Annotated in this window: 18 protein-coding genes; 3 read left to right on the top strand and 15 right to left on the bottom strand. The window is 71.5% G+C overall.

Annotated features, from left to right (window positions below):
* Positions 1 to 16 precede the first annotated feature (16 nt).
* The 4 genes from ACIQTP_RS19605 to ACIQTP_RS19590 form a co-directional block, all read right to left on the bottom strand.
* Positions 17 to 1,069, bottom strand: coding sequence for a PDR/VanB family oxidoreductase (locus ACIQTP_RS19605; protein WP_403401308.1), 1,053 nt, complete (start codon positions 1,067 to 1,069; stop codon positions 17 to 19).
* Positions 1,066 to 1,983 (bottom strand): metal-dependent hydrolase, encoded by a 918-nt coding sequence (locus ACIQTP_RS19600; RefSeq protein ID WP_403401306.1) that lies wholly within the window; start codon positions 1,981 to 1,983, stop codon positions 1,066 to 1,068. The genes ACIQTP_RS19605 and ACIQTP_RS19600 overlap by 4 nt, the downstream gene beginning before the upstream one ends.
* Positions 1,984 to 2,077: 94 nt before the next feature.
* Positions 2,078 to 3,994 carry a hypothetical protein gene (locus ACIQTP_RS19595; RefSeq protein WP_403401304.1) on the bottom strand — a complete coding sequence of 639 codons (1,917 nt, stop codon included), beginning with the start codon at positions 3,992 to 3,994 and terminating at the stop codon, positions 2,078 to 2,080.
* A gap of 48 nt (positions 3,995 to 4,042) precedes the next feature.
* Entirely contained in the window at positions 4,043 to 4,579 is a 537-nt protein-coding gene (locus tag ACIQTP_RS19590) for a tetratricopeptide repeat protein (RefSeq protein ID WP_403401580.1), read from the bottom strand.
* 134 nt (positions 4,580 to 4,713) lie between these two features.
* Between ACIQTP_RS19590 and ACIQTP_RS19585 the strand changes: the two genes are divergently transcribed.
* Entirely contained in the window at positions 4,714 to 5,193 is a 480-nt protein-coding gene (locus ACIQTP_RS19585; RefSeq protein WP_402037143.1) for a hypothetical protein, read from the top strand.
* Positions 5,194 to 5,306: 113 nt separating this feature from the next.
* Here the strand turns inward: ACIQTP_RS19585 and ACIQTP_RS19580 are convergent, their stop codons facing one another.
* The 9 genes from ACIQTP_RS19580 to ACIQTP_RS19540 all read right to left on the bottom strand — a co-directional run bounded on the left by ACIQTP_RS19580 (position 5,307) and on the right by ACIQTP_RS19540 (position 13,995).
* The gene (locus ACIQTP_RS19580; RefSeq protein WP_403401302.1) at positions 5,307 to 6,872 is read right to left on the bottom strand and encodes a DUF1996 domain-containing protein; all 1,566 of its coding nucleotides are present in this window, start codon (positions 6,870 to 6,872) and stop codon (positions 5,307 to 5,309) included.
* A 225-nt stretch (positions 6,873 to 7,097) separates the two neighbouring features.
* Positions 7,098 to 7,754: a LuxR C-terminal-related transcriptional regulator gene (locus ACIQTP_RS19575; protein ID WP_402037147.1), complete on the bottom strand. Its 657-nt coding sequence runs from the start codon at positions 7,752 to 7,754 to the stop codon at positions 7,098 to 7,100.
* Complete coding sequence (locus tag ACIQTP_RS19570; RefSeq protein ID WP_403401578.1) at positions 7,739 to 9,007, bottom strand: sensor histidine kinase; 1,269 nt, start codon at positions 9,005 to 9,007, stop codon at positions 7,739 to 7,741. Before ACIQTP_RS19570 ends, ACIQTP_RS19575 begins: the two co-directional genes overlap by 16 nt.
* A 106-nt stretch (positions 9,008 to 9,113) precedes the next feature.
* Entirely contained in the window at positions 9,114 to 10,112 is a 999-nt protein-coding gene (locus tag ACIQTP_RS19565; protein WP_403401577.1) for an NAD-dependent epimerase/dehydratase family protein, read from the bottom strand.
* A 99-nt stretch (positions 10,113 to 10,211) separates the two neighbouring features.
* On the bottom strand, positions 10,212 to 10,808 hold the full coding sequence (locus ACIQTP_RS19560) for a winged helix-turn-helix domain-containing protein (protein ID WP_403401300.1): 597 nt from the start codon (positions 10,806 to 10,808) through the stop codon (positions 10,212 to 10,214).
* A 119-nt stretch (positions 10,809 to 10,927) separates the two neighbouring features.
* Positions 10,928 to 11,050, bottom strand: coding sequence for a hypothetical protein (locus tag ACIQTP_RS19555; protein WP_402037153.1), 123 nt, complete (start codon positions 11,048 to 11,050; stop codon positions 10,928 to 10,930).
* Between the two features lie 201 nt (positions 11,051 to 11,251).
* Entirely contained in the window at positions 11,252 to 12,280 is a 1,029-nt protein-coding gene (glnII, locus tag ACIQTP_RS19550) for a glutamine synthetase (protein WP_054230805.1), read from the bottom strand.
* Between the two features lie 482 nt (positions 12,281 to 12,762).
* Positions 12,763 to 13,446 carry a hypothetical protein gene (locus tag ACIQTP_RS19545; RefSeq protein ID WP_403401298.1) on the bottom strand — a complete coding sequence of 228 codons (684 nt, stop codon included), beginning with the start codon at positions 13,444 to 13,446 and terminating at the stop codon, positions 12,763 to 12,765.
* 189 nt (positions 13,447 to 13,635) lie between these two features.
* The gene (locus tag ACIQTP_RS19540) at positions 13,636 to 13,995 is read right to left on the bottom strand and encodes an arsenate reductase family protein (RefSeq protein WP_403401296.1); all 360 of its coding nucleotides are present in this window, start codon (positions 13,993 to 13,995) and stop codon (positions 13,636 to 13,638) included.
* Positions 13,996 to 14,159: 164 nt separating this feature from the next.
* Here ACIQTP_RS19540 and ACIQTP_RS19535 point away from each other — a divergent pair, with 164 nt between their 5' ends.
* Positions 14,160 to 14,468, top strand: a complete 309-nt coding sequence (locus ACIQTP_RS19535) for a hypothetical protein (protein WP_402037160.1) — start codon at positions 14,160 to 14,162, stop codon at positions 14,466 to 14,468.
* Positions 14,469 to 14,650: 182 nt separating this feature from the next.
* Here ACIQTP_RS19535 and ACIQTP_RS19530 read toward each other — a convergent pair whose 3' ends face one another.
* The gene (locus ACIQTP_RS19530; RefSeq protein ID WP_403401294.1) at positions 14,651 to 15,880 is read right to left on the bottom strand and encodes a winged helix DNA-binding domain-containing protein; all 1,230 of its coding nucleotides are present in this window, start codon (positions 15,878 to 15,880) and stop codon (positions 14,651 to 14,653) included.
* 197 nt (positions 15,881 to 16,077) lie between these two features.
* Between ACIQTP_RS19530 and ACIQTP_RS19525 the strand changes: the two genes are divergently transcribed.
* The gene (locus ACIQTP_RS19525; protein ID WP_403401292.1) at positions 16,078 to 16,524 is read left to right on the top strand and encodes a hypothetical protein; all 447 of its coding nucleotides are present in this window, start codon (positions 16,078 to 16,080) and stop codon (positions 16,522 to 16,524) included.
* 83 nt (positions 16,525 to 16,607) lie between these two features.
* Here the strand turns inward: ACIQTP_RS19525 and ACIQTP_RS19520 are convergent, their stop codons facing one another.
* Positions 16,608 to 18,257: a phosphotransferase gene (locus ACIQTP_RS19520; RefSeq protein WP_403401290.1), complete on the bottom strand. Its 1,650-nt coding sequence runs from the start codon at positions 18,255 to 18,257 to the stop codon at positions 16,608 to 16,610.
* Between the last annotated feature and the right edge of the window lie 31 nt (positions 18,258 to 18,288).

Raw genomic sequence — 18,288 nt, 5'->3', positions numbered from 1 at the left:
GTCCGGCCATGGTCGTTCACATGTCCAACACGATGCGATCACCGCGCGCCCGTGAAACACAGAGCAGCATCGAGTCGCCACGCTCCGTGTCGGTGAGCAGCGCGTCGCGGTGCTCGATCTCCCCTTCCAGCACCCGCTGTTGGCAGGTCCCGCAGAATCCCTGCTCGCAGGAGTAGGCGGTGTCGGGCAGTTCGGCGCGTACCGCGGCGAGCACGGTGGTGCCGGCGGCGACGCTCACCGTACGTCCGCTGCGTCGCAGTTCGACCTCGAAGGCGCCGTTGCCCTCGGCGGAGGTGCTCGGCGTGAAGCGCTCCAGGTGCAGCGCCGCACCGTCGGGCAGCCGGCGTCCGACCGCCTCCATCAGCCCCTCGGGGCCACAGCAGTGGACGGCCGCGCCCTGCGGCACGTCCGCGAACAGCGCGTCGAGATCGGGCCGTCCGTCCTCGTCCTCGGCCACGACGGTGACCCGGCCACCGCGCAGCTTCCCGATCTCCTCCAGGAACGGCATCGACGCGCGCGTCCGGCCGCCGTACAGCAGCCGCCACTCCGCGCGGTCCTGGACCGCCCGCAGCATCGGCAGGATCGGCGTGATCCCGATGCCGCCCGCGACGAAGACGTACACGGGCGCCGGCGCGAGGGGGAACCGGTTGCGCGGCCCCCGCACCTCGACCTCCATGCCCTCCCGGAGCTGCTCGTGGACCTCGCGCGACCCGCCCCGTCCGTCCTCGACCAGCCGGGCCGCGACGGTGTACGACGCGGTGTCCTCCGGGTTTCCGCACAGCGAGTACTGCCGTACGAGCCCCGAGGGCAGGACGAGGTCGAGGTGGGCGCCGGGCTCCCAGCGCGGCAGGTCGTGCCCCTCCAGGCGCAGTTGTACGACCCCGTCGGCGACCCGCTCGTGCCGGGTGACCAGCAGCCGCGGCGCCCGGGAGCGCGGCCGGCCGGAGATCGGCTCCTCCAGGGCGGGCAGCGGCCACAGCGGCGAGGCCTCGATCCGGCGGCGCAGCGCCCGTCGGACGAGCAGGGCCGTACCGGCGACGGCGACGACGGTCCGCAGCCGGGGTGTCATACGGCTCCCCGCTCGGCAGCCGTCGCCGCTGTCGCCGCCGGTGACGAGGCGAGATAGGCGACCGCCTGCTCGGTCGACCCCTCCTGGGAGGGGTGGTAGGTGCGGCTGAGATAGCGGGGAATGGACTTGAGCATGTTGCCGGTCGACGGCAGTACGCCCCGCTTCCCGCTCCGGTAGAAGTCCTTGAAGCTCGCCCTGCCCGCCGTGAGGGTCGGGTCGTTCTCCATGAAGAACCGCGCCCCGCGCTGCCACAGGAAGACCAGGGCGGTGAAGGCCGTGGCCCAGGTCCGGGCGCGGCGCCGGTAGCTCCCGTCGACATGGAGGAACACCTCGAAGGCCACGGACCGGTGCTCGACCTCCTCGGCGCCGTGCCAGCGCATCAGGTCCAGCATGGTGGGATCGGCGCCGCGCCGGTCCAGCTCCTGCGCGTTGAGGATCCAGTCGCCGAGGAAGGCGGTGTAGTGCTCGATCGCCGCGATGATCGCGACGCGCTCCATCAGCCACCACTCGCGGGCCCTGCCGGGCGGCAGCGTGCGGTCGCCGAGCAGCTTCTCGAAGAACCAGTCGACCTGGTCGGTGTACGGCGTCGGGTCGAGCCCGAGTTGCCTGAGGTGGGGGAGTACCTCGTCGTGGGCCTGTGAGTGCATCGCCTCCTGCCCGATGAACCCGATGACGTCCGCGCGCAGCCGCTCGTCCCGGATGTGGGGCAGCACCTGCTTGTACACGTGCACGAACCAGCGCTCACCGGCCGGCAGCAGCAGGTGCAGCACGTTCATGGTGTGCGTGGCGAACGGTTCCCCCGGCACCCAGTGCAGCGGTGTGTCCTCCCAGGAGAACGACACCTTCCGTGCCTTGAGCGGTATCCGCTCGGACTCGACCGGCCGGGGCAGCCGGGCGGCATGCTTGTTAGACATGCCGTCAATGTACTGACGGGTAGGTGCCGGGAGAACCCCCGCGCGCCCACTTGTTGACGCGAAGGCCGGCCATGGGCAGTCCGGGGGACAGGACCTAGCGCAGTCCGTTGACCGCCCGTCCGTCCGTCAGGGTGCCCTTCAGCCCGGCCTGATCCCCCTGCTTCGTCCGTACGGCGAGCAGTGCGCCCCGGGCCGACCCGCTCACTCCGCCCGTCGTGCTGATCGAGGCGGTGTCCTTGCTGCCCGCCGCGAGGAGGTACCAGTCGCCCGTGCCCGACTTCCACAGCACGCCCGCCAGCACATGGGGGTCACGGCCGCCGCACGCGGGCGAGTTCTCGGCCTTCGCCGCGACCGCGCCGTACGCCCCGCCCGGGGTGTGGAACTGGGCCAGGACACGGGTGCCGTCGCCCCGCCAGGTGTCGGCCCGGGTGCACACCCAGGCGGCCTGCCCGCTCGCGTCGGGCAGCGGCTGCTGCGCGTACTGCCAGGCGTTCACGGACCGCACGCCCTGGGAGCGCACGGCGGCCAGGGAGCAGGCGAACGGCGCCCAGTTCCGCAGCGCCACCGGGCCCGCGGCCTCGTGGGGTGCCGCGGGCGGCCCCGAGGTGAGATGGGCCGGGATCAGCTCGCCGAGATCGGTCAGAAGGTGCGGGCCCGAGGCGTCGGTCACCTCCATGACGTTCCACGAGGTGCAGGTGCCGGTCGGAGCCGGGCCGGCCAGCGGCGTGCTGACACCGTCGGCAGAGAGGGTGAGGGGCGTCGGGCCCGCGGTCGGCTTCATCAGGTCGCGCTCGGCTGCCCTGGTCACCCAGGGGGCGGTCAGATAGCGGACGTTGCCGTCGGCCCGGCCCAGGACCAGCGCCTCCGCCTCGGCCCCGGTCGCGCCGTCGACCCGGGCGAAGTCGAGGGCCGCGCCACCCGTGCCGGCGCGCGGCTCGGCGTACCGGGCGATGCGCAGTCCGTCGTAGAAGAGCACCACGCGCGCCTGGTCCACGTCACCGGCGTAGAGCAGCTGCGGTGGTCCGGCCGGGGCGCCCGAGGGGGTGCCGGGCGTCGCCGAGACCTGCACGGAGTCGCCGGGCCGGGCCCAGACGGCGAGCGCGCGGCGCAGCAGCGCGGTGTCCCCGGCTAGGTTGCCGCGCGCGGGCCACACGGAGAAGTCGGTGCGCGCGGACGACCGCCACGCCGCCGGGGCGACCCGCGTCACCTTCCCGGGGTCGAGGGCGGCCTCCGCGGCCGGGTTCTGCGCGTACGACGGGGCGGCGGCGCCGTCGGGTCCCCAGCCGCCGCTGGGCAGGGCGAGCAGCGCGCCGCAGACGGCCGCCGCGACGCCGGCGGCGAGCGCGGCCTTCGTGTGCTGTCTGCGCCGCATCAGGTCGGTGGGCCGGGCGTGCAGGGAACAGGGGTCGAACTCGGGGGACAGGAGCAGGGCGTCCTTGGCCTCGACACAGCCCGCCTCCTTGAGCGCCGTGCCCGGGTCGTCGACGCCCGCCGCCGCCAGCACCTTGCGTACGTCGGGGTCGGGCAGCTTCTCCAGGCCGCGCAGGACGTACGCCGCGCGGGCGGGACTGGACAGGGCCGACAGCCGCTGGTCCAGCGCGAGTTCGTCGGCGCCGCCCGAGCGCGGGAAGAGCCTCAGGCCCCACACCTGGGGCAGCAGCGGAGGCAGTTGGGACCGCTTGGGCCAGGCCGCGCGCCGCAGCGGCACGCCCGCCTCCAGTGCCGTACGCACGACCTTGAGGCGTACGAGGGCGTAGCCGGGGTCGCCGTCGCGGCCGGTGGCCTGGGCCGGGATCAAGGTGGCGGTCGTGCGTGCCCGGGGCAGGGCGCGCTGGGTGAGGGCGTGCGCGGTCAGCACCCGTCGGTTGCGGCCGAGGCTCGGCGGCAGCACCAGATAGGCGAGCCGGACGAGCCGAGGATAGTGCTCGACGAGGGCGGCCTCGGCCTGCTCGACGTCGACGACCGGTCCTGGGGAGGCTGCGGAGCGCTGGGCTACATCCTGTGACTGCACGTTCAGCAAAACGAGCGAATCGGTGGATGGTCACCTGGCTCCGGAGACTTACTCCCCGGGTTGTACGAGCAGCCGCGCGTAGTTCGCCATCGACCGCTGATAGCGCGGCAGATGGGGCGCGAGGGCGGCGATCACCAGCGAGAGGCCCTCGCGTTCGCGGCCCAGGTCGGCGAGACAGAGCGCGAGAGTGGCGCGTACGGCATCGTCCAACTCGTCGGAGGGCGCGTCGAGTTCGGGGGCGAGGAGCTTGACGCCCTCCTCGGCCTGTCCGATGTTCCGCAGGGAGCTGGAGAGTTGGATCTTGGTGCGGCGGCCGCGGTAGCCGTCGAGGCCGCGGGCGAGCGCCTCCCGGTACAGCGGTACGGCCTGGTCCGAGTGGCCGGTGGAGTCCCAGGCGCAGGCCCGCTCGAAGGGGCCGACGGGGCTGTCCGCCGGCAGTTCGGCGACCAGCGCGTCGATCACCGCCCGGAAGTCCGCCGCGTCCGCTTCTTCATAGTCGTCGAACGTGGCCCAGGCCGCCGCCGTACGCTCTTCCCAGTCTTCGGTCACGGCCACACCTTCGCACACGCGTGCCCGTTGCGGCATCGGCATTCCCACAGGATGCCTTTCCGTCCCTAACGGGGGAGATTGAGCACTTGGCGCGCCGGAGCCGTATCGAAGGCCAGGGCCCTCGCCGGGGCTCTCGACGGCGTGGGCGCCGACAGGCACCGGAGGAACGTATGAGGTTGACACGCGAAAAGCTGAGCGGGCACGGCCTTGCGGTCGTCGCGGCCGCGGCCCTGCTGGCGCTGACCGGCTGCGGCGGGTCGGGCGGGGGAGGGACCAAGGCCGACTCGGCCGACCAGGTCCCGGCCACCGCGACCGGCAGTCTGGAGGATCTGGCGGCCGAGGTGAAGTGCAAGCCGGACATACAGACGGACGCCGACGAGATCCGCCAGGCGATCTGCAAGAACACCGACGGCAAGTTCGTCCTCGCGACCTTCGCCACCGATCGCGGGCAGCGCGAGTGGATCAACGACGCGAAGGACTACGGGGGGTTCTACCTCGTCGGCGCCAAGTGGGTCGCCGTCGCCGACCAGAAGGTGGTCACGGCGCTGCGCGGCCAGCTCGGCGGGACCTTGGAGGAGGGGGCCTCGCACCACTCGGGCGGTAGTGGTGGTGGGGGGACCGAGACCGCGCACTCCGGTCACAGCGGCTGACCGCGCAGGATCTGGGGAAGGCGAAGGCCGGCGGCGGGAGATCCCACCGCCGGCCTTCTCAGTACCGTGCTAGCTCTTCGGCGAAGCGACTACTGCCTTCGGTGAAGCGACTGCTACCTGCACTGCCGGCCGGTGTTGATGCAGTTGGCGATCTTGTTCGCCAGGCCACCGGTCGTGACGCTGATGAAGTCGTCGTGGTCGGTGGCCGACTTGTGGAGCTGCTCCGGGAAGCCGTCCACCGCGTACGCGTTCTTCACCACGCCGTTCTGGAGGGTCGGCGGCGCGATCTTGTAGACCAGGCGCATCGTCAGCTGCGGGATCGCCTTGAAGCCGTTGCCGCAGACGCCGCTCGCGGGGTCGGGGAAGGCCACGTGCGTGCGGTGGTTGGCGCTGTCGATGTTCTGGCCGTCCCAGCAGCTCTGGAAGGCGAACGTGCGGACCACGTTGCTGCCCTGCGGGCAGATCGGGTACTGCGACGTCAGCTGGACCTTGTTCTCGAAGCCGGTGCAGCTCCAGTGCGCGTTGGCGTTCGCGAGACCGTTGGTGGTGGTCTTGGCGTCACCGGTGATGATGCGCAGGAACTGGGGCATCGCGACGACCTTGCTGGCCGGGCTGCCGACGTACTTGATCTGGGCCTGTACGGGCGTCAGGATCTTGCCGACGTTGCCTTCCTTGCCACCGCCGTCCGCGTTCTGGTCGAAGTCCTGCGTGCCGTTCTGGAGACGGACCACGGGCCAGTAGTACGACGACAGGTCGTTCTTGTTCTGGCAGCTGGTCCCGCCCTGCAGGAACGTGTTGTTGCTGGAGAACGCGTTGACCTTCTGGTTGCCGACGTAGTCGTGCAGGTGGTGCGCGCCGTTGGTCACGCCGGGAGCCACGATCACGTTGTCGGTGTTGTGGTTCTTGTTCGCGTTCACACCGCACGCGGTGGTGAACGTACCCCTCGAGGCGTTGGCGGACTTCTGCGGCTTCCCCTGGACGTTCGGTGCGACCTTCGTGATGTCGACGAAGTCTGCGGCGACGGGACCGTTTCCGGCCTGACCGCCGATGTTGGCCGGCGCGCTCGCGCTCGGAGCCGCGCTGGCCGAGGCGCCGCCGTTGTTCTGCTGGCCGCCGTTGTTCTGACCGCCGTTGTTCTGGCCACCGTTGTTCTGGCCGTTGTTGTTCTGCCAGCCGTTGTTCTGGCCACCGGCGGTGGTCTGGGCCTGGTTGGCGGTGGTGCCGGTGCAGGCGGCGAGGCCGTCCAGCGTGGTCGGCGCGGCGGCGCCCACCCGGGTGAAGTCGATCTTGATTCGGCCGATGACCGCGGACCGCTTGTCCTTGAGCGGCGACAGGATCGCGTTCTGGACGAAGCCCGCGTCATTGGCCTGAGCCTGACGTGACGAGGCCAGCCGGGCGTAAGCCTCGGTGATCTGCTTGTCGAGCGTGGCCAGCTCCGCGTCGACGTTCGACTTGGCGTTGGCGGGCACGCTGGTCAGTTTCTGCCCGACATCGGGGCAGGAGATGGTGGCGACCTGAGCGGCGGCAGCCTTGGTGGTGTTCGGGCTCGAGTTGGACTCGTGCGCCGAGGCGTAGAAATTCGCCCAGATCAATCCGCCCCCACCGATCGCGAGCGCCGCGGATGCGGCAACCGCGCGAACAGCCAGCGGCGAACGTCGTTTGCGAGTGTTGCGTCCCATGGAACTCCTCTGACTTCCTTGCGGGGCATCGAGGCGCCCGACAGGAGTGAAGCGGCGTCCATCAGTACGCAGGTGACTCCTGAGGCGTTCAGGAACCCAGGAAAATCTTAGAAGTTCGTGAGGTCATTTCCGGCACAATAGGCTCAGAACCGCACGTTTTTCGGGGAGTTGATCTCGAAAAACAGGTTTGAACGATATTCAACGGCGTCGGCGAGTCCTTCTTCTTCACTGGCTGCCGTGGTCCAAATACGCCAGTACGGCGAGTACGCGCCGGTTGTCATCGTCGGAGACCTCCAGCCCCAGTTTGGTGAAGATGTTGGAGGTGTGCTTGGCGATCGCCCGTTCTGTGACGACGAGTTGGGCCGCGATCGCGGTGTTCGAGCGCCCCTGCGCCATCAGGTCGAGCACCTCCAGCTCGCGCGGGGTCAGCCGCCCGAGCGGCTGCGCGGTGTGTGAACGCCGCGCCAGCAGCTGCTGGATCACCTGCGGATCCATCGCGGTCCCGCCCGCGGCGACCCGCCGTACGGCGTCGATGAACTGCTCCACGTCGAACACCCGGTCCTTGAGCAGATAGCCGACCCCGCCCGTGCCGTCCGCGAGCAACTCCCGTGCGTACAACTGCTCCACGTGCTGTGAGAGCACGAGCACCGGCAGCCCCGGCCGCTCCCGACGGGCCTGGAGCGCGCACTGCAGCCCCTCGTCCGTGTGCGAGGGCGGCAGCCGTACGTCGACCACGGCGACGTCCGGCGCCAACTCGGCCAGTGCCCGGGTGAGTTCGGGTCCGCTCTCGACGGCGGCGGCGATCTCGAAGTCGTACGCCTCGAGCATCCGGACCAGTCCGTCACGCAGCAGGAACAGGTCTTCGGCTAGGACAACGCGCAAGGGATCTCCATGGTGACCATGGTGGGACCGCCCGCGGGGCTGCTGACGGCCAGGACGCCGTCGAATGTACCGAGCCGCCGCTCGACGCCGGTGAGCCCCGAGCCCGCGCCGACCCGGGCGCCGCCCTCCCCGTCGTCGGTGACGGTGATGCGGAGCATTCCGTCCCTGTGCTGGAGGTCGACCCACAGGCGCCCGGCGCCGGAGTGCTTGACCGCGTTGGTCAGCACCTCGCTGACGGCGAAGTACGCGGCGGACTCGACGGGCGCGTCGGCGCGGCCGTCCATGTCGACGTCCACCTCGCTCAAGAGGGGCAGCCGCAGCACCAACGCCCGTACCGCGTCGCCGAGTCCACGCTCGGCGAGCACGGGGGGATGAATGCCCCGCACGAGGTCGCGCAGCTCGGTGAGCGCCTCGGCGGAGGACCGGCGGGCCTGGGCGAGCAGCTGCCGGGCCTTGGCCGGGTCCTTCTCGATGAGGACGTCGACGGTCCCCAGGTCCATCCCCATGGCGACCAGTCGCGCCTGCGCCCCGTCGTGCAAGTCCCTCTCGATGCGGCGGAGTTCGGCCGCCGATGTGTCCACGGCGGTGCGCCGGGTCTCGGTGAGGACGCGGACCCGTTCGGCGAGTTCGCCGTCGCCGGAGGCGAGGACGGAGCGGGTGAGAAGGAAATGGACCCGCAGGAGGGCGGGGGTGAGGACGTAGGAGGCGACGAGGAGCGCCGCGCCCAGTGCCCCGGCGAGGAGGGCGGAGCCCTGTCCCGACACCGGCACGAAGCCGTACCACCACCCCACGTGCGTGCCGTCCGTGAAGACCCGCCACAGGCCGGCCGCCAGCGCGAAGCCTTCCAGGGGGTAGAAGAGGAGGGCGGCGGGCAGCAGCGCGGTCACGAACCCGGCGGTCATGTCGACCAGCAGCCAGCCGAGGTCGCGCCAGGTCGCCGGGTCTCCCAGCATGCGCGAGCAGCGCGTCCACGGGGGCGTGTCCGCGGGCAGGCTCCTGTACGTGGACGGAATCCGTATCCCGCACCACTCGGCGGCGGTGATCCGCCGGCGGTCCGCGAAGGCCCGTACGCCGGTCAGGACCCAAGGGGTCGTGACGATCCCCACCCCCGCCGGCACGAGCAGGATCGACACGACGGACAGCACGAAGAGCACAAGCGCTCCGGTGAACCCCCCGACGGCCAGCATCAGTCCCCGTCCCCCGGCGAGCAGTACCTCAGGCCCGCGCGCACGTATGCCCTTGCCGCTCCCCATCTCCATACCGCCAGTCTCACCGACCCGCGCCGCGGGGTCACTGGGCCGAGCACCAGGGCGGGGGTGGTGCCAGGTGCACCCCGGGGGGTGAGAACCTGGGGTGGGGTTACTGGGTGAGTACCTTTGTCTCCAGGTGTGGGGGGAGGCCCACCGGGGGGCGGTTCGGGCGTTGGGGGGCCACCCCGCCGATGCCCTGGAGCCAGGTCCACGTGTCCGCGACCGTCTCCGAGACGGGCCGGCACCGCAGCCCCGTCGCCACCGCACGGGAGACATCCGCCCGATGAAGAGCGTCATGCATGTCGCTCCCCACCGGCACCCACACCGGCAACTGCGTCCACGGCTGAATCCCGGCGTCGAGGACCACGGAAGGCTCGGTCCAACGGAGTTCCGCCCGCGCCCCGGCGACCCGGACGCACGCGTCGAGCAGCTCTCCCATCGTCGTATGCCCCTGCGGACTCATCAGGTTGTACGCCCCGCTCACCCCCGCATCCGCCGCCCCGAGGATCCACTCCGCGAGATCACGGACATCGACGTACTGGAGGGGCAGAGACCGCGGGCCGGGCGCGAGTACGGGACCGCCCCGGGCGACCCGGTTCAACCACCACGGCAGGCGCCCGATGTTCTCGTACGGCCCGAGGATCAGCCCGGACCGCACGAGCAACGAGCGCTCCGCACCGAACGCGGACACGGCGGCCAGCTCGCCGCCCAGTTTGTCCCGCGCGTAGTCGGTCTGTTCCGCGTCCTCGGACGCCCCTGCCACGAGCGGCGCGTCCTCGGCGTAGTCGGCGGGCGGAGCCCACGCGTAGACCGAGCAGCTCGACACGTACACGTACCGCCCGGCCCGGTCGGCCAACAGCCGTGCCGTGTCGCGAACGGCCCGCGGCGCCGCCGACCAGGTGTCGACGACGACATCCCACTCACCCTCGCCCCCACCCGCGGCGGAGGCGAGCGCCGCGAGCCCGTCGGGGGCGGTGCGGTCACCCAGCAGGGACCGCACCCCGGCGGGCGGTTCGCGGCGCCCGCGGTGGAAGACGGTCACCTCCCAGCCACGGCCGAGCGCCGCCTCCACCACGGCCCGCCCCGCGAAGTCCGTACCGCCCAGCATCAGTAGTTTCTTGGGTGTCATACGGACGACTCTGCCCGCACCGCCCACCGGACGGAACGGGAATCTGCTGACAGAAGAGTTCCTGAGCGGCGGGGTGGCTCAACGCCCCGTCGGAGGCGCGAACTTGTACCCCACCCGCCGTACCGTCTGGATCGCCTGCCGGTGCTGCGCCCCGAGCTTGCGCCGCAACCGCGCGACGTGGACGTCGACGGTCCGCCCGTCGCCCACGTGCCCGTAGCCCCACACGGTGGTGACCAGCTGGTCGCGGGTGTGCACCCGGTGCGGATGCGCGACGAGGTGCGCGAGCAGCTCGAACTCCAGGTAGGTGAGGTCGAGCGGCCGACCGTCGACCTCGGCGGTGCGCTGCACGGGGTCGATGCGGACGAGCGGGTCGCCCCCGACGGCGGTGTCGATGGGGGCGTCGATGGGGGCCGGGGAGTCCGGGACGGCCACCGGCAGCAGGGGCTGCTGGTCGGCCGGTACGAGGACCAGGTAGCCGATCATCGGCGGCTGGCCGGGGAGTACGGGCAGGGTGTGCGGGGGAGCGGGCAGCCAGGTGGCGCCCGGCGGCAGGAAGTCCGCGACGTCGACCACCTCGTCCCGGTGGACGGCACGGAGTCGGTGCCGCGCGGGGACGGGGGCGGGTGCCGGTGCGGAAGTGGTCGCGACGGACGAGAAGGAACGAGTGGTCGCCATGAGAGGTCAGCTCTTTCGCGCGAGAAGTTCGTCGGGAAGGTCGACGACCGCGAGTTCGTGGTCGGGGCCGTCGGGGACGTACGTCGTGCGCGCTGGCCGAAGGCCGGGGGTGTACGGCTTTAGAGGGCCGGCGCGTTCGTCGCGCGGCAACACACCCGGTCGAAGTCGTGATGCTGACGGGAAGGCCAGAAGGGCTCCAGGTCGGTGCGACCCGTCGCGGTGTACTTCTGGAAGCTGGCCATGCCCCCATTGAAGCAGACACCGGAGCCGAGCAGGAGAGTCCTCTCACAGGTCGGACGCGTCCTTGGCGTGAACTTGACGCCGTACGACGGGGCTGACCTCGTACGGCGAGGAATGACCTCGTACGACGAGGCTGAGGTCGCGCGACGAGAGGAGGCGCCCACCGTCACGGTGAGCGCCTCCTCGTTCGCGTGTGGGGCGGATCAGACCTGGCCGGCCTTCTCCAGGGCGGAGCAGCAGGTGTCGACGAGCAGGCGCGTGACGACGTACGGGTCGACGTTGGCGTTCGGGCGGCGGTCCTCGATGTAACCCTTGCCGTCCTTCTCGACCTGCCACGGGATGCGGACCGAGGCGCCACGGTTGGAGACGCCGTAGGAGTACTCGTTCCACGGGGCGGTCTCGTGCAGACCGGTCAGGCGGTCGTCGATGCCGGCGCCGTAGTTCTTGACGTGGTCGAGCGGCTTCGAGCCCTCGCCCAGCGACTCGCACGCGGTGATGATCGCGTCGTAGCCCTCGCGCATCGCCTTGGTGGAGAAGTTGGTGTGCGCGCCGGCGCCGTTCCAGTCGCCCTTTACCGGCTTGGGGTCGAGGGTCGCGGAGATGTTGAAGTCCTCGGCGGTGCGGTAGAGCAGCCAGCGGGCCACCCACAGCTGGTCGGAGACCTCCAGCGGCGCCAGCGGGCCGACCTGGAACTCCCACTGGCCGGGCATGACCTCGGCGTTGATGCCGGAGATGCCGAGGCCCGCCTTGAGGCAGTTCTCGAGGTGCGCCTCGACGACGTCACGGCCGAAGATCTCGTCCGCGCCGACGCCGCAGTAGTAGCCGCCCTGCGGGGCCGGGAAGCCGCCGACGGGGAAGCCGAGCGGGCGCTCCCCGTCGAAGAAGGTGTACTCCTGCTCGATACCGAAGATCGGCTCCTGCGCGGCGAACTTCTCCGCCACCTCGGCCAGCGCGGCACGGGTGTTGGACTCGTGCGGCGTCATGTCGATGTTCAGGACCTCGCACATCACGAGGACGTCGTCGCCGCCGCGGATCGGGTCCGGGAAGGTGGCGACGGGCTTGAGTACGCGGTCCGAGGCGTGACCCTCGGCCTGGTTCGTGGAAGACCCGTCGAAGCCCCAGATCGGCAGCTCGGCACCCTTGGCGTCGTCGCCCAGTATCTTCGTCTTGGAACGGAGCTTGGCCGTCGGCTCGGTGCCGTCGATCCAGATGTACTCAGCCTTGAAGGTCACGGGCCACATCCTTCGGGGTGTGTCTTTGGGCGCACTGCGGGTGCTGCGGCGCTGCGGCACCGGGGCGCCGCGGTAATGCCCGGCAGCCTGTCAACAGGCGATTTCCCGATCATTGCTCGAATGTGAACCCCGTGTTACCTGGTGTCTCTGTGCTGCGACTCACTCGCCGAGAGCGATTCGCGACCGCTATCAGCGGGCTGCCCGTGAAGCCCGCGAGCACGCACGTCGGCGCACCGTGATCCTCCCGGTCCCGGTGGCGGCGGCTCGTATGCGATGGGTTTGCGGGCGCGCACCGGGCTCCGTGACCGCCGGGTGCGGTGCCGAACTCGCTCCACGTGCCGGTCCCGCTGTTCGTGGCCGCGAACAGCAGGACGCTCGGCCCGCTCCGGGCGGCGGTCCGGGCCGCGGGGCTGCTGCCGTACGCGGCCCGGCCGGTACCGCCGTCCGGTCGGCGGAGTTCCTCAGTCGTCAGGCGTGGGCGCTCACCCCACCTTCTCGATCCGGGCCCGGCGGATCAGGAACTTGCCCGGCTCCCGGACCTGCTCGAAGGCCGCGTTGTTGAGCAGTACGCAGCTGCCCGACACCGAGGTGACCTGCACGGTCGTGGACTTGTTGTTGTCCAGGTTCGTGACCTTGAGCTTGGTCCCGGCCGGGAACTGGTTGCTGGACGCGGCCGGGGCGCCGGCCTCGCCCGAGAGGGTGACGGTCGAGCCGTTGCAGACCTGCTGGCCGGTGGCGGCGCCACCACCACCCGTCCCCTGCGCGGGTGCGGTGGTCTGCTGCTGCGCGGGCGTGGTCGTCACCGGCTGGGCGGACTGCGCGGGCTGCGTGGTCTGGGAGCCCTGAGCCGACTCCCCAACCGCACAACCGGACGCCTTCTGCTGCACCTTGATCTGCGCGATGACCGCCTCGCGGTTGGCGATCCGCGCCGCCGACTGTGCGTCGGGATTGGCCCGTTGGCCGTCGATGAACTTCTGGTTGTTGCCGAGGGCGGTGGTGAGCCCCTGGCAGACCGTCGAGTTCGCGGCGGACAGGGTCCTGGCGTCATGGCTCTGCGCCGCGTTCGAGGTGGCCGCCATGGCGAAGGCGCCACCTCCGGCCACGGCCGCTGCACCGACCAGCAGCGCGACCTTCTTCTTGGCACTGAGAGTCCTCTTACGCGACATGCGCGCCTCCTGTCCCCGGCCGCCTCGTGCGGCGGCCGGATGCGATCCGTGTGCCGCTATGTACGAGGTGCCGAACAGGGTTACTCAATGGTGAGCACGAGTCAGTGAAGTGGCCTGAGTCACATGGGGAGTTGGTCGGTGAGTTGGTGGGAGCGTCGCTGGGGCGCAGGGACGCCGGGAAAGCCTCTCCTACCGGGCCAGGGCGTCCCGAACCGCTTCCTCGGTGCGTGCCACGACGGCCGTCCCGTCGTCCGCCGTGATGATCGGGCGCTGGATGAGCTTCGGGTGCTCGGCCAGTGCCTTGATCCACCGCCCGCGCGAACCGTCGTCGCGCGCCCACGACTTCAGGTCGAGCTCCTTGGCGAGGGCCTCCTGCGTCCGGGTGATGTCCCACGGTTCGAGGCCCAGCCGCTCCAGTACGTCCTGGATCTCGTCCTCCGTGGGCACGTCCTCCAGGTAGCGGCGGACGGTGTACTCCGCACCCTCCGCGTCGAGCAGGCTGATGGCGCTGCGGCACTTCGAACAGGCCGGATTGATCCAGATCTCCATGCCGCACACGTTACGCGAGACCCCCTTTTCCACCGGCGTCACGCCACCCCCAAAGGCCCTGTGGCCAGGGGCGTTTGTCAGTGCCGGGCGGTAGAATAGAAGCAGTGTTCGAGGGTGTCGCCGGGGGGTCCGGATGGCGCCCTGACCGCGACAGGAGGATGCCTGTGCCCGCTGCCGCACTGAAGCCGCTGCCCACTCAGTCCACGTCCAAGAGGGCGGTCCTGATGGACCTGCCGTACGAGCCCGTGGCGAAGCGCCCGTTGCCGCCGGGGCGGCCTCGCGAGTGGTACGTCACGCACAACCGCCGGCTCAAGGCGATGCGTCTCGCGATCGCTCTGCTCGACTCCGGTGTGTACGTTCCGAATCAGGCCCGCAACGAGAAGATCCGCAGTACCGCGGAGGAGATCGGTGTTCATCCGCCGTCGGACACCACGTGCCACATGGTGCGCGCGCTGATGCGTTACGCGCGCTGAGCGCCGGGGGCGGCCGGGACGACGTTCCTCGCCCCGGCCGCCCCGCCGGACGGGCTGAAGATGTGAACCGGCGCCGACAAGAGCGCCCCGTCAGGGGCGCGGGGAACCGCGCGATCAGCCCCCGCCGGTCCGCAGTCGGACAACACACTGGGGGCTTGGGCGAAGCCCCGCCCCCTCCGGACCTACCCCGTCGTCAGTTCCTTCTCCAGGGGGGTTCGGAAGCGCGGGGTGACGCGGGTCGGGCCCAGCCAGGCCCGTAGGCGGGCGGCCTCCGCCTCGATAGCGGCCAGTGCCTCCCGCCCCACCCCGGCAGGGTCCAGCACCCGCCACACCAGGGCTCCGTCGCCCCGCTGCGCCCACCCCCCGACCACCCGCCCGTCCCACCACACCGTCGGCCCGACATTCCCACTGCCGTCGAAGAGGGCGGGGCGCAGGGCGGGGGAGAGGTACCAGTCCCGTTCCTGCCAGCCCATGGCCGTCGGATCGAGCCCGGGGAGGAGCGCGGCCCACGGCACGGCGGGGCCGCGCACGGGGGCGGTGTCGTCGGCGGTCACATATCCGGTGGCTCCGTCGTCGAGCGACACGGCCACCGCCCCGATCGCGGCCAGCGCCCGCCGTACATCGGTGACCTTCCACCCCGTCCACCACTTGAGGTCGGCCTCGGTGGCGGGCCCGCACACCGCGAGCCAGCGGCGCAGCAGCTCGGACTGCGCCTCGGAGGGCGGGAGTTCGGGATGCGGCGGCGCCACGGCCCAGCGGAACCGGGTCGACGTCCAGGACCCCAGCGGGCGCCCACGCACCACCCGCCCCTCGACCCCGAGCACCCGCATCAGCCGGGACGACACCGTGTGCGCGCTCTCGTAACTCCGCCCCGCGCCGTAGGTGAACTGCTCCCTCAACCGCGGCTCGTCCTCGGTGAGTTCGTTCACCGTGGCCTGCCCGCGCCGCGCCAGCGCGGCGAGCGCGGACGCCTCCACCTCGGTGAGCCACTCCTCGGTCAGCCGTCCGTCGCTGCCGCCCACCATGTCCTTGATCAGCCCGGTCCGGGCCTTCGCGGCGATCGCGAGCCCCGTCGAGGCGTGCACCACCGCGGCCAGCTCGGTGGGGAACACGAACACGGTGTGCCGCATGCCGTGCATCCGTACCAGCGTCCGGTCCTCGTACAGCGCCCGGTCGAGCTCCGCCACCGTCTTCCCGGCGTCCGCGAGCCGCGCGCCCACCGCCAGGTACACCGTCGCCGGATCGGTCCCGTGCAGTGCGACCAGGGACCCGGCGACCTCCTCGGGGCTCGCCGCGCGCGCCGTCCCCGCGAGCCGGTGCCGCAGGGCGAGCCGGGCCCGCCGCTCCGCCAGTGCGATGTGCCGCCGCTCCTCGCCCACGCCGTCTCCCTCTCGTAGCTGCCGTCCCCGCATCCTCTCGCGCCTCACCCGATCGGCGCCCCCGCCATGCGTACGCCCTGCTCACGGCCTTGACTGGAACGGGAATCCGCAGCGGAACGTCGGGAGACGACATGGCGCGGCACGCGAGGCAAGGGATACGCGAGACAGACGGGGTGCGCGGGGTGAGCGGGATACGAGCGCCCGGTGTAGGACGGACCGGCCCGGGGGCCGTGGCTGCCGTGCTCCTCCTGGCCCTCGGCGCCTCCCTGGCCGGCTGTTCGCACGGCACCACCCCGTCCGACGTGGCCTCTGCCGCCTCCTCCCTCGCGTCCCAGGCGGGCGGCACCCTCGCCTCCGCGACCGCCGAGGCCGGGCGGAAGTTCGGCGAGTTCAAGAACGGCCTGGACGCCAGGGGCGAGGTGAAGCTCGGCGACCAGGTGACCATCGACTCCGCGGGCCGGGCCGCCGTCAAGGTCACCGCCACCAACCCGACGTCCAAGGCGAAGAGGTACGCGGTCCAGGTCGACTTCCGCGACAAGGGTGGCAACCTCCTCGACACGGTCGTCGTCACCCTGAACGACGTCCCGGCGGGCGCCGCCAAGGCCGCCACCGCCCGCAGCAACCGCGCCCTCTCCGGAGACGTCACCGCCGCCGTGGCCCGCGCCGTACGGACCTGACGCCCGCGAACGCGCCTCCCGCTCCGGCGACCGTCTCGCGGTCGCGATCGCAGCCGCAGTCACAGTCGCAGTCGCCGATGGCTTCAGCCGTACAGCTCGAACAGCCCGGTCACATACGCCGTCAGCCGTTCGCCCAGCAGTTCGGGGGTCAGGTCCGTGCGCCCCAGGTCCCGCCACGGCACCGCGAGCTTCTCGGCGTCGGGGGAGTAGGCCAGCGCGTCCAGCAGCCGCCAGTACAAGTGCTCCTCGGCGTCGGCCGGTCGGCGTCCCCCGTGTGCCTCGTACCGCGCGCGGAACCCCAGGCCGTACGCCTGCCCGTGCAGCAGCGCGAGGGCCGTGGAGCAGTGGGCCACGTCCAGGTCGGCGGGCCCCCACGAGGTCTCCACCCAGTCGACCACCCCGCTGATCCGCAGGGTGTCGCCCGCGCCGGTGAAGAGCACGTTGCCGGGATGGAAGTCCCGGTGCAGGAAACACCCTTCGTACGCCGGCGGTTCGCGCCGGATCACGTCCACGGCCCGCTCCCACAGCGGGCCCCGGGGCGCACGGACTCGTTCGGGCGAGGTCCATGCCTGGTAGGGGCGCGGGCGGTCGGCCGGAACCACCGCGTGAATACGGGCCAGTTGGCCGGCCAGCAGGTCGATGCGCCGGTCCAGGTCCTCCTCGTCGACCCGTACCCCGCCCGGCAGCGCGGACATCAACAGCGAGGGGTGGTCGCAGTGTTCGCCTGCGGCGTCGACGGCGTGGAGCTCGGGCGTGGGCAGGTCCTCGTACGGGGCGAGCAGGGTGAGGACGGACGCCTCGCGGGCCAGCAGGCCGGGCGCGGGACGGCGGAAGAAGGGCTTCACGAACGACCGCAGCACCAGCCCCGTACCGTCGTCGAGGGTGAGCCGGCGCATCTGGGAGCTCCAGCCGCCGCGCAGGACCGTGGACTCCCGTACGTTCCTGCCGGCCGGAAGCTGCTTGGCCACCCAGCCGCGGGTCGCGGTCCACCCCCGCTCACCCAGTCCCACGAGTACGGCGTCCACGAACCACGCCCGGTCGGCGGGATGTTCGCGCAGCCACAGGCCCAGCATGTGGTCGGCGTCGGGGAATTCGAGCCGGGTGAACTGGGCGCGGGCGGCGAGCGCGTCCGTCACGGCCTCGGTGACGGCGGGCGGGATGACGGCGTCCGTACCGGGTACGGCGAGGACCGCACGGCCCTCGTACCCGCGCAGCACATCGAGCGCGGGAGCCTGCCGCCAGCTGTCCGGCGCCCGGATGATCTCGCTGAAGCGCCCTCCCCCACTCTCCCCGAACGGAACCTGCCAGGCCTCGGCGCCGTACACCGCGGGCGCGCACAGGCCCAGCGCCACCACGCGCCGCCCGTAGTGCCCGGCGAGATCGGCCACCGTCTGGCCGCTCATGCTGAAACCGACGAGAATCAGCGGACCCTCCGCCGGGACCGACGCATCGATGACGGAGACGGCCTGCTCGAAGCGTCGGCGCAGGCTCAGGTCCTTGAGTTCGCCCGAACTCTCGCCGTGTCCGGAGAAGTCGAGGGCGAGGCCCCGGCAGCCGCGTGCCACGAACTCCTCCAGCAGCGGCAGCAGTCGCTCCTTGGTGCCGAGGCCCGCGCCGTGCAGCAGGACGACCGTCGCCGTGGCGCCGCGGTCGTCGCCATGGCCGTCGTCACCGCCGCCGCTGACGCAGCTCAGTCGTTCACCGTCGTGGTCGTGTGCGAAGGAGGCGATCATCCCCCCATTTACCCACGCCCGCCTTTCCACT

This window comes from Streptomyces sp. NPDC090798, assembly GCF_044768965.1.
Taxonomy (GTDB): domain Bacteria; phylum Actinomycetota; class Actinomycetes; order Streptomycetales; family Streptomycetaceae; genus Streptomyces.
The sequence above is the reverse complement of the archived record's forward strand: the minus strand, read 5'-3'. Positions and strand labels throughout refer to the sequence as shown.